Origin of the sequence: Microbacterium psychrotolerans (assembly GCF_031085295.1) — a bacterium.
GTDB classification, from domain to species: Bacteria; Actinomycetota; Actinomycetes; order Actinomycetales; family Microbacteriaceae; genus Microbacterium; species Microbacterium psychrotolerans.
Genome location: NZ_JAVFWO010000002.1, coordinates 51,105 through 64,566 on the forward strand (window position 1 = coordinate 51,105; position 13,462 = coordinate 64,566).

13 protein-coding genes are annotated in these 13,462 nt (G+C 71.5%); 7 read left to right on the forward strand and 6 right to left on the reverse strand.

Annotated elements, in window-relative coordinates; all coding sequences use genetic code 11:
* Nucleotides 1-21 precede the first annotated feature (21 nt).
* On the reverse strand, nucleotides 22-1,047 hold the full coding sequence (locus tag Q9R08_RS04720; protein ID WP_308867663.1) for a glycosyltransferase family 2 protein: 1,026 nt from the start codon (nucleotides 1,045-1,047) through the stop codon (nucleotides 22-24).
* Nucleotides 1,048-1,157: 110 nt separating this feature from the next.
* On the opposite strand from Q9R08_RS04720, the gene Q9R08_RS04725 reads away from it, so the two are divergent.
* Nucleotides 1,158-2,438: a CDP-glycerol glycerophosphotransferase family protein gene (locus Q9R08_RS04725; RefSeq protein WP_308866708.1), complete on the forward strand. Its 1,281-nt coding sequence runs from the start codon at nucleotides 1,158-1,160 to the stop codon at nucleotides 2,436-2,438.
* Between the two features lie 47 nt (nucleotides 2,439-2,485).
* On the opposite strand, the gene Q9R08_RS04730 is transcribed toward Q9R08_RS04725, so the two are convergent.
* From Q9R08_RS04730 to Q9R08_RS04745, 4 genes are all read right to left on the reverse strand, one after another.
* Nucleotides 2,486-3,877, reverse strand: a complete 1,392-nt coding sequence (locus tag Q9R08_RS04730; protein ID WP_308866709.1) for a phosphotransferase — start codon at nucleotides 3,875-3,877, stop codon at nucleotides 2,486-2,488.
* 85 nt (nucleotides 3,878-3,962) lie between these two features.
* Nucleotides 3,963-4,199, reverse strand: a complete 237-nt coding sequence (locus tag Q9R08_RS04735) for a hypothetical protein (RefSeq protein ID WP_308866710.1) — start codon at nucleotides 4,197-4,199, stop codon at nucleotides 3,963-3,965.
* A gap of 40 nt (nucleotides 4,200-4,239) precedes the next feature.
* Nucleotides 4,240-5,148, reverse strand: a complete 909-nt coding sequence (locus Q9R08_RS04740; RefSeq protein WP_308866711.1) for a hypothetical protein — start codon at nucleotides 5,146-5,148, stop codon at nucleotides 4,240-4,242.
* 63 nt (nucleotides 5,149-5,211) lie between these two features.
* A complete protein-coding gene (locus tag Q9R08_RS04745; protein ID WP_308866712.1) occupies nucleotides 5,212-5,904 on the reverse strand; it encodes a phosphocholine cytidylyltransferase family protein in 693 nt (230 codons plus the stop codon).
* Between the two features lie 195 nt (nucleotides 5,905-6,099).
* On the opposite strand from Q9R08_RS04745, the gene Q9R08_RS04750 reads away from it, so the two are divergent.
* From Q9R08_RS04750 to Q9R08_RS04760, 3 genes are all read left to right on the forward strand, one after another.
* Nucleotides 6,100-7,713 carry an ABC transporter ATP-binding protein gene (locus tag Q9R08_RS04750; RefSeq protein ID WP_308866713.1) on the forward strand — a complete coding sequence of 538 codons (1,614 nt, stop codon included), beginning with the start codon at nucleotides 6,100-6,102 and terminating at the stop codon, nucleotides 7,711-7,713.
* Nucleotides 7,689-9,254, forward strand: a complete 1,566-nt coding sequence (locus Q9R08_RS04755; protein WP_308866714.1) for a hypothetical protein — start codon at nucleotides 7,689-7,691, stop codon at nucleotides 9,252-9,254. The genes Q9R08_RS04750 and Q9R08_RS04755 overlap by 25 nt, the downstream gene beginning before the upstream one ends.
* 75 nt (nucleotides 9,255-9,329) lie before the next feature.
* Nucleotides 9,330-9,596, forward strand: coding sequence for a DUF3039 domain-containing protein (locus tag Q9R08_RS04760; RefSeq protein ID WP_163617487.1), 267 nt, complete (start codon nucleotides 9,330-9,332; stop codon nucleotides 9,594-9,596).
* On the opposite strand, the gene Q9R08_RS04765 is transcribed toward Q9R08_RS04760, so the two are convergent.
* Nucleotides 9,582-10,976, reverse strand: coding sequence for a nicotinate phosphoribosyltransferase (locus Q9R08_RS04765; protein WP_308866715.1), 1,395 nt, complete (start codon nucleotides 10,974-10,976; stop codon nucleotides 9,582-9,584). The two genes, Q9R08_RS04760 and Q9R08_RS04765, sit on opposite strands and share 15 nt — an antisense overlap.
* A 41-nt stretch (nucleotides 10,977-11,017) precedes the next feature.
* Here Q9R08_RS04765 and murI point away from each other — a divergent pair, with 41 nt between their 5' ends.
* The 3 genes from murI to rdgB all read left to right on the forward strand — a co-directional run bounded on the left by murI (nucleotide 11,018) and on the right by rdgB (nucleotide 13,389).
* Nucleotides 11,018-11,845, forward strand: a complete 828-nt coding sequence (murI, locus tag Q9R08_RS04770; protein ID WP_308866716.1) for a glutamate racemase — start codon at nucleotides 11,018-11,020, stop codon at nucleotides 11,843-11,845.
* 102 nt (nucleotides 11,846-11,947) lie between these two features.
* Entirely contained in the window at nucleotides 11,948-12,703 is a 756-nt protein-coding gene (gene rph / locus Q9R08_RS04775) for a ribonuclease PH (RefSeq protein ID WP_308866717.1), read from the forward strand.
* Between the two features lie 83 nt (nucleotides 12,704-12,786).
* On the forward strand, nucleotides 12,787-13,389 hold the full coding sequence (rdgB, locus tag Q9R08_RS04780) for an RdgB/HAM1 family non-canonical purine NTP pyrophosphatase (RefSeq protein ID WP_308867664.1): 603 nt from the start codon (nucleotides 12,787-12,789) through the stop codon (nucleotides 13,387-13,389).
* The last annotated feature ends 73 nt before the right edge of the window (nucleotides 13,390-13,462 follow it).

Consider the following 13,462-nt stretch of genomic DNA (forward strand, 5'->3'; position numbering starts at 1 on the left):
CGCACGCGGGGAGGACCGACGTCACGGCAGCGGCGTGTTGCGGCTGCCCAGTCGTGACGTGTCGACCGTGTCGTGCGCGCCGCCGATCACGCCGAGCAGGAACCCCCAGCCCCACGCGAGGTGCATGGTGGGCAGCACGGCGACCGTCCAGAGCTTGTCGCGCCAGCCGTGTCCACCGCCGCGGCCCGCGGCGACGCCGATGATGAGGACCGCGTACGCGATCACGGGGAGATACACGGCGGATGCCGCCATCGCCCACCATCCCTGCAGCACGCCCGTCAGCTGCAGCACGCCGACGACGAGCCCGAGCAGGATCGTGAGCACGAGTGCGGGCGGCGCGAAGAAGCGCAGGGAGTTGCCCCGGCCGAACCGGCGGACCAGCTCGCCGCGCCAGCGTCCGGTGGCCGAGAACTGGCGCACGAGCCGCGTCCAGCTCTCGCGCGGCCAGTACGTGACCGCAAGGGTCGGGTCGAACCACACGCGGTAGCCGGCACGCCGGATGCGGAGGTTCAGCTCCCAGTCCTCGCCGCGGCGGATGCTCTCATCGAACAGACCGACTTCGTCGAGCACCGCGCGGCGCATGACGCCCAGGTACGCCGACTCGGCCTCGCCCTCCTGCGTGCCGCCGTGGTACGCGCCGCCGCCGAGTCCGATGGGGGAGTTGTAGGCGCGCGCGACGGCCCGCTGGAAGGGCGTCCGACCGTCCGCGCGCATGACGCCGCCCACGTTCGCGGCGCGGACCCGCTCGAGCGTCGTGAGCGCGCTGCGGGCATAGCTGGGGTCGAGTTCGGAATGCGCGTCGACCCGGACCACGGTGGGGTACCGCCCGGCGCCGATCGCCAGATTCAGGCCGATCGGGATGTCGGCGGCGGGGTTGTCGATCAGCACGATGCGGTCGTCGTCCCGAGCGAGTTCACGAGCCAGTGCGCTCGTGCCGTCGGTGGACGGACCCAGCGCCAGGATCAGCTCGGTCGGACCCGGCACGTCCTGCGCCAGCACGGTCTCGACCGCCCGGCGCAGGTAGTCGCGCTCGTTGAGCACCGGCATCACGAAGCTCACGCCGGCACCGGGCGGAGGGACCGGAGCGTCCCTGCGCCCGTGTTGCTCGACATGCACGCGTCGATCATGTCACGGGTGCCGCTGGGTAGGCTGGACGCGTGGGTCTCGTCTCGGATGGAAAGAAGGCGGTCGCGCTCGTCCGCAAGGCGGTGCGCAACCGCTCGGCCGTCATCGACGTGCGGCGCACGCTCGCAGCCCGGCCGCAGCATCCGCCGTTCCACTACCGGGTCGCGGTGTACTTCGCCGACGGCGCGGTCAACATGTACCAGATGCGGCAGTGGTACAAGCCGCTCGCCGGGCTGGCGAAGACCTGGCCGGTCGTGGTGCTCAGCCGTGCCGCGACCGGTGCCGAGGCGCTGCTGGCCGACGGCGCGCTGCCGGTCGCCTTCGTGCCGACCGTGCGCGACCTGGAGCGCTTCATCGCCAAGCAGGACATCCGCGTCGTGCTGTACGTGAACCAGAACACGCGCAACTTCCAGATGTTCCGGTACGGACGCCGGTGGCACGTGTTCATCAACCACGGCGAGTCCGACAAGATGTACATGACCACCAACCAGTACAAGGCCTACGACTACGCGATGATCGCGGGCGACGCGGCGCGCGAGCGGCTCTCGCGGGTGCTGTGGGACTACGACATCGACCGGCGCACGATCGAGATCGGTCGCCCGCAGGCGGACCACTACTCGGGCACCCTGCCGTACACGCCCGACGAGCGCACCGTGGTGCTCTACGCGCCCACCTGGGAGGGGGATCGCCCCTCGGCGCACTACGGTTCCATCGCGACGCACGGTGAGGCGCTGGTCGGTGCCCTCCTCGCGACCGGGCGCCACCGGGTGATCTACCGTCCGCACCCGCGGTCAGGCGTCGTGGACCACGAGTACGGCGCCGCCAACAAGCGCATCATCTCCGCCCTTGCCGCGGCGAACGCCGCGGACCCCGCCGCGCAGCACGTCTTCGACGACGGACCCGACCTCGGCTGGCAGCTGGCCGCCGCCGACGTCGCGATCGTCGACATCTCCGCGATGGTCTACGACCGGCTGGCCGCCGACCGGCCTCTGCTGATCACACGGCCCGCCGACCCCGCAGCGGCCATCGACACGCACGGCTACCTGTCGGCGTGCGAATGGCTGGACGCGTCCGCCGCCGCGGACATCGTCGCCGAGACGGAACGGGTGCTGGGCGACCCCGAGGCGGTCGCGCGCCTCGAGGAGTGGGTGACGCGCTACTTCGGCGACACGACCCCTGGCGCGGCGACGGCACGGTTCCACGCGGCCGTGCAAGGGCTCATGGACGACTGGGAGACCTGGTACGCCCGCTCGGTCGCCGACAGTGACGACGACGAGCAGGAGGACGAGGCCGACCTCGACGAAGAGGGCTGAGCGGCCGAGCCGTCACCGGCGCCGATGAGTGCCGGCCATCTCGTCTCTCACGCCACGGGGGCCGGACGCTCGACGAGCCGCGAGATCGCCCGCAGCGGGATCGCGACCCACGTCGGCCGGTTGCGCGCTTCGTAGATCGCCTCGTACACCGCTTTGTCGAGCTCGAGTGCGGCCAGGAGCGGATGCCGGGGGTCGAGGCCGTTCCCCGAGGTCGCCGCATAACCCTCGACGAACGCCGCTCGCGCATCGAGGGCCCAGGCCCGCACCGCGTCGGCAGAGCGCTCCGGATGATCCAGGCGCAGCGACCCGGCGACGTAATCGAAGGAGCGGAGCATCCCGGCGACATCCCGCAGGGCGAAATCGGGCTGCGTACGCTCGGCCATCGGCCGGAGCGGCTCTCCCTCGAAATCGACGACCACCCACCCGCGGTCGGGGGAGTGGAGCACCTGGCCGAGATGGTAGTCGCCGTGGATCCGCTGCAGCGGCGGCCACGGCACTTCGAGTGCGCGGCGGTACACGGCGGTCGCGGCGTCGCGCTGGCCGGAGATCTCGGGCACCTCCGCCATCGCGATCGCGAACCGCCGCTCCCAGGTCGCCGCCGTGGCATCGCGATCGGCTGCGGTCGGCTTGCGCGTGGGGAAGCACTGCGACAGGGCGACATGGACGTGGGCGGTCGCAGTGCCCAAAGCGCGCGCAGAATCGCGGAAGTCCTCGCCCTTCGCCGCGGCGAGGAGGGCGACCCGCCACGCATCGTCGACGCCGGGGAGATACTCCTGGGCGAAGGCCAGTGACCCGCGGACGCTGCCGTGGGCGGTGGCGAGGTCGGGCCACGTGCCTTCGATGGACCCGATGGGTCGCGGCACGTGGGGCGACCCGGCGCGTGCCAGGGCCTCCTGCAGCTCGATGTCGGGATTCAGCCCGGCGTGCAGCTGCCGATAGACCTTGCAGATCACAGGAGTGCCGACGCCTTCGTAGATGAGCGACGTGTTGGACTGCTCGCCGCTGATCACCCGTGCCGTGGCCTCGGTCGGTGCGTTGCCGACAGCGGCCGCTCGTCCGATCGCGGTCGTCTGCGGTCCGCGGGCGGTGCCGCCGCGGGCGATGAGGCGCAGGAGCGCGCCGGCGTAGGCAGGATCGAACGGCCCGTCGATGAACGTCGTCCCGGGAGCGGGGCTGCCGATGATGTGGTCTGGGTCCGCATCCACGGTCTCGGTCGCTCGCTCGACGACGGGGATCTGGTACAGCACCGCCGGGAGGGACCCCTCGTCGGCGACCAGGAATGTGCGGATGCGGGCTCCGCCCGGCGCCACGGCGGGGTCGTCGGGATCGACGGTGAGGTCCCACCACGACAGCAGGCGCAGGCTCGGCGGACGCCCTTTCGCGGCGTACCACCGCTGCCGCGGCATCCACGCCGCCAGGCACGCCAGGGTGCTGTCCATACCTGTGAGCGTATGCCCGGGACGGCCGGCATGTCGAGGTGGGAGTGCAAGCGCTTGCAGAACGAGCTCCGCGAACGGTCTCGGACTACGCGTCCTCGCCCGATTCCTGCGACTCGGCGATCTCTATGACCGGCGCCACGGGGATGACGATGGACTCGACCGCCGGAGCCGCACCCAGCCCGACGTCGCCGACACCGAGGCCGCCGAGATCGACGGCGGCGGCCTCGGCCAATCGCTCGGCCTGGGTATCGGTGCGTTCAGGTTCGGACGGCAGCCCCGCCCATTCGGCGGGTTCTTCCGGAAGCTGACTGAACAGACCCATGACGCCATTCTCACCCCGCGCGATGGCGGGCGGGAGCGAATCACTCGGCGGGCGGAGCCTCGATCTCGGGCTTCCTGCGGCGCACGACGTTGCCGACAGCGGCTGTCCCGCGCGTCACGCCGTGGATCACGAACCCCCCGGCGCGACGGATGCCGCGACCGGCGAGGCGCTCGACGCGGTCGGCGCCGGGCCGGGGCTCGAGGTCCTGCGGCAGCTCGAGCGGGGGCGCGCCGAACGCGCGGCGGGAGCCGACGAGGACGCGGCGCCCCAGGATGTTGTTGCCGGCACCGCCGATCGCGGCGCCGATGCCGAAGGGCAGCGCCTTGCCGATCCACGACGCGCCGCCGCGGGCCGCGAACTGCCGGATGAATGTCGACTTGAGCCGGTCCACGAGCGGGCCGACCGCGGCGCGCGGGAGCGACTTGGTGATGAGCTCGCCCCAGTACCCGGAGCGGCTCGGGCCTCGTCCGGCGGCCTGCCCGGCCAGCTGCGCGACGAGGTCGACGCCTTCCTTGCCCAGCATGAGGGTCAGCACCAGCGCCCGTGCGCGGTCGGGATCCGACACCGGGATGCCGTGCACCTCGGTGACCGACTGGGCGAACAGGGTGGTCGCCTCGAGGAACGCCACCGTCTCGACGCCGCTGAGCGCGAGGGTGACCCCCGTGCCGATGCCGGGGACGACGGCGGTCGCGCCCACCGCTGCGCCGCCGGTCGTCACCGCCGCGAGGTAGCGGCGCTCGAGGATGCGGACGATGTCGGCGGGGGAGGCGTCCGGGTGCCTGAGGCGGATGCTGCGCAGGTGCGCGAGCACGACCGGCCGCTGGATCGACAGCACGCGGTCGAGCGCGCGGATCGTGAACGGGTGCTCGTCCGACCCGGTGGGCGGCAGACCTCCCTGCCAAGGCGCGTCGCCGGGCAGGGAGTGGATGCGGTGAACCTTCTCGCTCATCGCGCCGAGTCTATTCGCCGGGATCGGGGCGTCGGCCCGGGTTGACAGCCCCGCGCCGAGGGGTCAGACGTAGAGGTTCGCGCGCTCGAGGTCCTCGGCGAAGTCCACCTCGACGGCGTAGAGGTCGGAGATGTCGAGCGGCTGGAGCAGTACGCCGTCCTCGGCGATCGCGAGCTCGAGGCCGCGCTCGAAGTAGTCCTGGTCATCGACACGCGTCAGGTGGCGCATGAACGACTTCTTGTCGCGGCTCGAGATGTAGTTGATCCCCACGGCTTCGCCGATGCCGCCCTTGACGGTCTTCGAGAGCTCCTTGATGTGGCCCTCCGGCGTGACCGTGTACTTGACCTCTTCGTCGCTCACCTTCGAGGTGTTGACGGTGACGAAGGACTTGTCGCGCTCGATGAGCTCGATGGCGCGGCCGAGGACGCGCGGGTCGAAGACGACGTCGCCGTTCATCCAGAGCACGCCGCCCCTGCCGGTCTTGGCGAGGGCGCGCAGCAGGCTCTTGGAGGTGTTCGTCTGGTCGTAACGGTCGTTGTAGACGTAGTCGACGTGCGGGAAGGCCTCGACGATGGTCTCGGCGCGGTAGCCGACGACGGTGGTGATCTTGGCGTCGCTGCCGAACGCCGCGCGGATGTTGTCGTGCTGCTGCTGCATGATGCTGCGGCCGTCGCTGAGTTCGGTGAGCGGCTTGGGAAGGCTGCGGCCGAGACGCGAGCCCATGCCGGCTGCGAGGATAACGGTCTGAAGGGTCAAAGTCTTCTCCTGAAGTGCGCGATTCACTGCCGGTTCACCGGCGCGACACCCCTTCGTGCCGGGACCATGCTATCGATGACCCCTGTGAAGGTGCAGAACGATGGGCTCCCGTTGCCGATTCGTGACATAACGCGAGTGCGGCGACGCGGCGTCACGGTCTGCCCCACTATCAGGCCCGCTTGATACGTTGGTTCGGTGACAGCCTCCCTCCCGGTGCCGAATGACATCGATCCGGATGAGCCGGACCGTCACTCCGGCGCGGGCGTGACGCGCCTCGCCGACACGGTACCGCCGGCCCCCGACAAGCCCCGCCGCCCGCCCCGCAAGCCGCGGCCAGAGAAGGCGGTCCCGCGCAAGAAGCCCGCTCCGCGCGACGCCGAACAGCAGCCCGATCCCGGACCCCCGCCGCCGCTCCCGAGCGATCTGGAACTCGCCGCAAGCGCTGCCGCCCGGATCGTCGTACCGCCGCGCCCGCCGCTTCCCCCGGTCGCCGACGCGCGGTCCGCCCAGACCCGACCCGCGGACGAGCCCGAAACATCAACGGTGCCCGCTCCCGCCGCCGCGACGACACCCGCCGAAGCGACGCCGGCCGCGACCGCACCTGAGGTCCTCTCCTCCGAGCCGGGCTCCGACATCCCGCCCCTTGCTGATTCGGCCGCGGTGGTCGATGCTGAGCCCGTGGTCGAGTCCGCACCCGTGGCCGAGCCCGCGGCTGCGGTCGAGCCCGCTCCCGAGGCCGTGGCCGAGCCTGCGCCCGCGGCCGCGGCGCCCGTGACGCCCGCGGTGGCGCTCGCGCCCATCGCTCCCGAGCCGGTCGCCGAGCCGGTGGCTCCCGAGCCGGTCGCCGAGCCCGTGGCTCCCGTGCCGGTCGCCGAGCCCGTGGCTCCCGTGCCGGTCGCCGAGCCCGTGGCTCCCGTGCCGGTCGCCGAGCCCGACGTCGTGCCCACGCCGCTGCCGGAGCCCGCCCCTGCGGACGCCCCGTCTGCCATCGACGGACCGCCGGCTGAGGCATCCGTCCTGCTCGGAGCGCCGCCTCTGCCGGCGGCCGCCGGCGATGCGCTCGTCCTCCGCGGCGTCACCAAGCGCTTCGGCAGCACGCACGCAGTCGATGGCATCGACCTCACCGTGCCCGCCGGCACGTTCTACGGCCTCGTGGGGCCGAACGGCGCGGGAAAGACCACCACGCTCTCGATGATCGCCGGTCTGCTCGAACCGGATCGCGGCACGATCCACATCGGGGGTGTCGATGCCGCCGCCAAGCCGCTCGCCGCCAAGAAGCTGATGGGGGTGCTGCCGGATCGGCTGCGCACCTTCGACCGGCTGACGGGGCGCCAGCTCCTCTATTACTACGGGGTGCTGCGCAAGCTGCCTGCCGCCGTCGTCGAAAGTCGCACGGCCGACCTCGCGCGGGCGTTCGATCTGGAAGACGCGCTCGGCCGCAGCGTGTCGGACTACTCGGCCGGCATGCTCAAGAAGGTCATGCTCGCCGGCGCACTCATCCACTCGCCGCGCCTGCTCGTCCTGGACGAGCCGTTCGAGGCCGTCGATCCGGTGTCGAGCGCGATCATCCTCGACATCCTCTCGACGTACGTCGCCCACGGCGGCACGGTGATCCTGTCCAGTCACGGCATGGATCTCGTCGAGCGCGTCTGCACACGTGTGGCGGTCATCGTCGCCGGCCAGGTGCTCGCCGAGGGCACCGTCGCCGAGGTGCGCGGCGAGCTGACGCTGGAGCAGCGTTTCGTCGAACTCGCCGGAGGCCTCAGCGACGTGGAGGGTCTCGAGTGGCTGCACACGTTCTCCGACTGAGGATCGCACTGCTGTTCGGCGCCCTCCGCGGCGACGCGGGGCACGTCGTCCGCGTGGTCGGCGCGCTGCTGCTCCTCGTCGCGGCGACGGCCGCCGCCTGCTGGGGGCTCCTGACGCTGCGGGATGCCGCCACCGAGGAAGTGCTGGCCGTCACCGTCCTCGGCGGCTCGGCGGTCACTCTGGGCTTCGCGCTCGCCCCGCTCTTCGGCGCCGTCGACGATCCGCTGGATCCGCGGCGGTTCGCGCTGTTCGGGCTGCCGCGCGGCCGCCTCGCCTTCGTGCTCGCCGTCGCCGGACTCATCAGCGTGCCGATCCTGGTCCTCGTCGCCGTGGCCGTGTGTGCCGCGATCGTGTGGGCCGACCACGGCGTGCCCGTCGCCCTCGGAGTGCTGAGCGTGGTCCTCGGAGTCCTGACCTGCGCGCTGCTGGCGCGCGTGTGCATGGCGCTGGCGTCGCTCTTCCTGCGCGACCGGCGTTCGCGCGAGCTGTCGGGTGTCTTCGTGCTGGTCGTGCTCGTCGTGGTCGTCCCGGTCGGCGTGTTCCTCGCGTCGCTCGAATGGCAGGGGAGCGTGCCGACGCAGCTGCTCGAGGCCGTGGATGCGCTGGCGCTCACGCCGGTCGGCGCCGCATGGGCACTCCCGGGGATGGCGGCGGTCGGCGGCGAGGTGTGGATGCCGGCCCTCATCGCCGTCGCGACGGTGCTCGCGCTGGCGCTGCTGTGGGCGTGGGCGGTGCGAAGGCTCCTGACCACGACCGAGCGGCCCACGACCGGCCGCGCACGCGGCGGCCTGGGATGGTTCGGCGTGGCACCCGGGACGCCCGGGGGCGCGATCGCGGCGCGCAGTCTCATGTACTGGTTCGGAGATCGCCGGTACGTGGTCAACGGCCTGGTGATCCCGTTCGCGGCGGCCGTCACCGTCGTGCCGCTCCTCATCGCCGGTGTTCCGCCCGAGCTCGTGGCGCTCGTGCCGGTGCCGTTCGCCGCTCTCTTCCTCGGCTGGCTGCCCCACGACGACGTCGCGTACGACTCCACGGCGGTGTGGATGCACATCGCGAGCGGGGTGCGAGGCGTGTCGGACCGCGTCGGTCGCCTGGTGCCGGTACTGCTCGTGGGCGTGCCGCTGCTGGCGGTCGCCATCCCGGTGGCCACCTCGCTGCACGGGCGCTGGGCGGTGCTGCCGGCTCTCACCGGCGTCTGCGCCGCGCTCTTCCTGTCGGGCCTCGGCCTGTCGAGCATCTCGTCGGTGGTCGCCCCCTACGCGGTGTCACGCCCGGGCGAGAGCCCCTTCCAGCAGCCGCAGCGCACGACCGCTGTGGGCGCGCTCGCGCAGGGCGCGGTGATGCTCGGAGCCCTGGTCCTCTCGGCGCCCGTGCTGTGGTGCGGCTGGCTCGCCCTCCAGGGCGACCCGGCTGCCACCGACATGGCGCTATGGGGCGGCCTGGCCATCGGATTCGGCGTGCTCGTCGTGGGAGTGACGGTCGGCTCGATCGCGTTCGAGCGTCGCGGCGGACGCCTGATGGAGTTCGCCGAGTCGACCTGACGCGGACCCGTTCGACGAACTCCGAGTGGCCGCGACCGGCCCGGCGGCGGTCGGCCCCGACTACACTGGCAGACCATGAGCACCCCGCTGGACAGCCCTGATCAGGGCGGCATCGCGACCCTCGATCGCGAGCTCGAAGAGCTCCTCAAAGAAGAGAACATCGAACCGGGTGACCACGAGCGCTTCTCGCACTACGTCAAGAAGGACAAGATCCTCGAGTCGGCGATCACCGGCAAGCCGGTGCGAGCACTGTGCGGCAAGAAGTGGACCCCCGGGCGCGATCCCGAGAAGTTCCCGGTCTGCCCGACCTGCAAAGAGATCTACGAGTCACTCGGCGCCTGACGCCACGGCCGGCTGAGCGATCATCCCGGCCGCGCGCGCGTCGGCGTAGACCGTCGGGATCGCCGGATCGGACCGGCTAAGCGCGAGGGCGCGCACCGGAAGCTCCTCGCGCACACGGGCGTGGTGCGCCCGGGCGGCTTCGACGCCGGCCGGGCCCTCGAACGCGGCATCCGGTTCGCCGTCGGTCACCAGCGCCACCTGCAGCGGACGTGCCCCCGGGTGGGACGCGCCGGTGTCGAGGGCTTCGAAGCCGTCCGACACGACGATGAGCTCGCTCGTGGCGGTGCCTTCGTCGAGGGTGCGGAAGGCAGCCTTGCGGCCGCCTTTCGATCCCTTGTCGGTCGAGGCCTTCGCCACGCCGACCCACCCGCCGTCGGAGTCCTGGCGCGCGACGAGCTTGTAGACCATGCCTGCGGTCGGCGTGCCCGATCCGGTCACCACCGACGTGCCCACGCCGTACGAGTCGACCGGGGATGCCGCGAGCGCGGCGATGGCGTACTCGTCGAGGTCGCTGGTCACCGTGATCCGGGTGCCGGTGGCGCCGAGCTCGTCGAGCTGCGCGCGCACCTCGGCGGCCACGGTGGGCAGATCGCCAGAGTCGATGCGCACGCCGCCGAGTCCGGTGCCCGCGATCCGCACGGCCGTCTCCACGCCGCGGCGGATGTCGTAGGTGTCGACGAGGAGCGTGGTGCCCGTTCCCAGTGCGTCGATCTGCGCGCGGAACGCGTCCTCTTCGGTGTCGTGGAGGAGCGTCCAGGAGTGCGCGGCGGTGCCCATCGTGGGGATGCCCCACCGGCGACCTGCTTCGAGGTTCGACGTGGCGGCGAACCCGGCGATGTACGCGGCGCGGGCGGCGGCGACGGCCGACCTCTCGCCCGCCCGTCGAGAGCCCATCTCGGCGAGGGGCCGGTCACCGGCGGCCACGCTCATGCGGGCAGCGGCGGTGGCGATGGCGGAGTCGTGGTTGAGCACGCTCAGCGCCAGCGTCTCGAGCACGACGGCCTCGGCGAACGTGCCTTCGACGGTGAGGATGGGGGAGCCGGGGAAATAGAGCTCGCCCTCGCGGTAGCCGGTGATCGAGCCCGTGAACCGGTAGCCCTCCAGGAAGTCGAGCGTGGCGGCATCCACCACCTTCTCGTCGCGCAGGAACCGCAGCTCCTCGTGGTCGAAGCGGAAATCGCGGATCAGCGACAGCAGTCGGCCGGTGCCGCCGACCACGCCGAACCGTCGCCCGGCCGACAGCCGCCGGCCGAACAGCTCGAAGACGCAGCGGCGATCGGCTGTGCCGTCGCGCAGGGCCGCGTCGACCATCGTGAGCTCGTAGCGGTCCGTCAGCAGGGCGGTCGAGGCGCCCCCTCGCGAAGCATGCCCGTGGGTCATGCGGGCCAGCCTAGTGAGCGCCTGGCGTAGGCTGGGGCATCGTGAACGACGCGCCGATCGGAATCTTCGACTCCGGAGTCGGCGGGCTCACCGTCGCGCGGGCCGTCTCGGCCTTGCTGCCGCAGGAGTCGATCCTCTACATCGGCGACACGGCGCGGTCGCCGTACGGCCCCAAGCCCATCGCAGACGTGCGCCGCTATGCGCTCGAGGTGCTCGACGATCTGGTGGAGCAGGGCGTGAAGATGCTGGTCATCGCGTGCAACACCGCGTCGGCGGCCATGCTGCGCGACGCGCGCGAGCGGTACGACGTGCCCGTCGTCGAGGTGATCAACCCCGCGGTGCGCACCGCGATGTCGACGACGCGCAACGGTCGCGTCGGCGTCATCGGCACCGCCGGCACGATCTCGTCGGGGGCGTACCAGGACATGCTCGGCGTCAACGAGCAGCTGACGGTGTTCGCGCAGGCATGCCCCCGCTTCGTGGAGTTCGTCGAGGCCGGGATCACCGGCTCGCCCGAGGTGCTCGCCGTCGCCGAGGAATACCTCGCACCGCTCCGCCACGCCGGCGTGGACACCCTCGTGCTCGGCTGCACGCACTACCCGTTCCTCGAGGGCGCGATCAGCTACGTGATGGGACCCGACGTCAGCCTCGTGTCGAGCGACACCGAGACCGCGAAGGACGTCTACCGTCAGCTGGTCTCCCGCGATCTGCTCGCGGGCCCGGATGCCGAGCCCCAGCACGTCTACGAAGCCACGGGCGCTTCCGCCGACGAGTTCCTGCGCCTCGCGCACCGTCTGATGGGCCGTGAGGTCAGCTCCGTGCGACTGGTCCAGACCGGCGCCATCGATCTGCCGACCCGTCTCGGCTGAGGCATCCGTGTCCCACAATCCCCGCAGCATGTCTCGAACCCCACCGCTCCCGGCATCCGGGATCGATCGATCTCGGGACACGCGCACCGTCAGAGGAGAGAAATGACCGACATCACCCGTGCCGACGGTCGCACCGTCGACCAGCTGCGTCCCGTCACGATCGAGCGGGGCTGGTCGAGCCAGGCCGAGGGTTCGGCGCTCATCTCGTTCGGCAACACCAAGGTGCTGTGCACGGCGTCGTTCACGAACGGCGTGCCGCGCTGGCTCAACGGCAAGGGCAAGGGCTGGATCACCGCCGAATACGCGATGCTCCCGCGCGCCACGAACGAGCGCAACGACCGCGAGAGCGTCAAGGGCAAGATCGGCGGCCGCACCCACGAGATCTCCCGGCTGATCGGCCGGGCGCTCCGCGCCGTCGTCGACACGAAGGCGCTCGGTGAGAACACCATCGTCATCGACTGCGACGTGCTGCAGGCCGACGGCGGCACGCGCACGGCTGCGATCACGGGCGCGTACGTCGCTCTCGCCGATGCGATCGAGTGGGGCCGCCGCAAGAAGTTCATCGGCCAGAAGGCGCAGGTGCTCTTCGATTCGGTGTCGGCCGTATCCGTCGGCATCATCGACGGCGAGCCGATGCTCGACCTGGCCTACGTCGAGGATGTCCGCGCCGAGACCGACATGAACATCGTCGTCACCGGTCGCGGCCTCTTCGTCGAGGTGCAGGGCACCGCCGAGGGCGCGCCCTTCGACAAGCGGGAGCTCGACGCCCTCCTCGAACTCGGCGTAAACGGCTGCGCGGATCTGCGCACCCACCAGCTCGCTGCGCTCGGCGAGGGAACCAGCGAGGGAGCGGCGTGACCGCCCACCCCGACGACATGGCCGAGGCGATCGCCGAGGCGGAGGCGCAGACGGCGGTCGCCGGCTCGGCCGTCGGCGGTGCCGTGAACCAGATCGTGCTCGCGACGCACAACCGTCACAAGGTCGAGGAATTCCAGTCGATCGTGGCGGCCACGCGCCCGGACCTCATCGTGGTCGCCTACGACGGCCCCGAACCCGTCGAGGACGGCGTCACCTTCGCCGAGAACGCGCTGATCAAGGCGCGCGCGGCGGCCGAGCATACGGGCCTTCCCGCACTCGCGGACGACTCCGGCATCTGCGTCGACGTGCTCGGCGGTGCCCCCGGCGTGTTCTCCGCCTACTGGGCAGGGCACGCCAAGGATGCCGCGGCCAACCTGAACCTGCTGCTCGACCAGCTCTCCGACATCCGCGACCCGCACCGCGCGGCGCAGTTCGTCTCGACGATCGCGTTCGTCGTGCCCGGCGACGCGTCGCGGGAGAGCGTCGTGGAGGGCGTGTGGCCAGGACGCCTCGCCACGGCGGCGTCGGGTGAGGGCGGCTTCGGCTACGACCCGATCTTCATCCCCGACGGCCAGGACGCCGACGCCGAGCGGACGGTCGGCGAGTGGACGGCGCTCGAGAAGAACACCGCATCCCACCGCGCTCGCGCATTCGAGGCGCTCGCGCCGCTGCTGGCAGAACTGTGAGCGGCGCCGACGTGCGCTGCGACTGAGAATCACGATCATTCCCGACTAGCCCGAACAGCGGCCGGCGACAGCG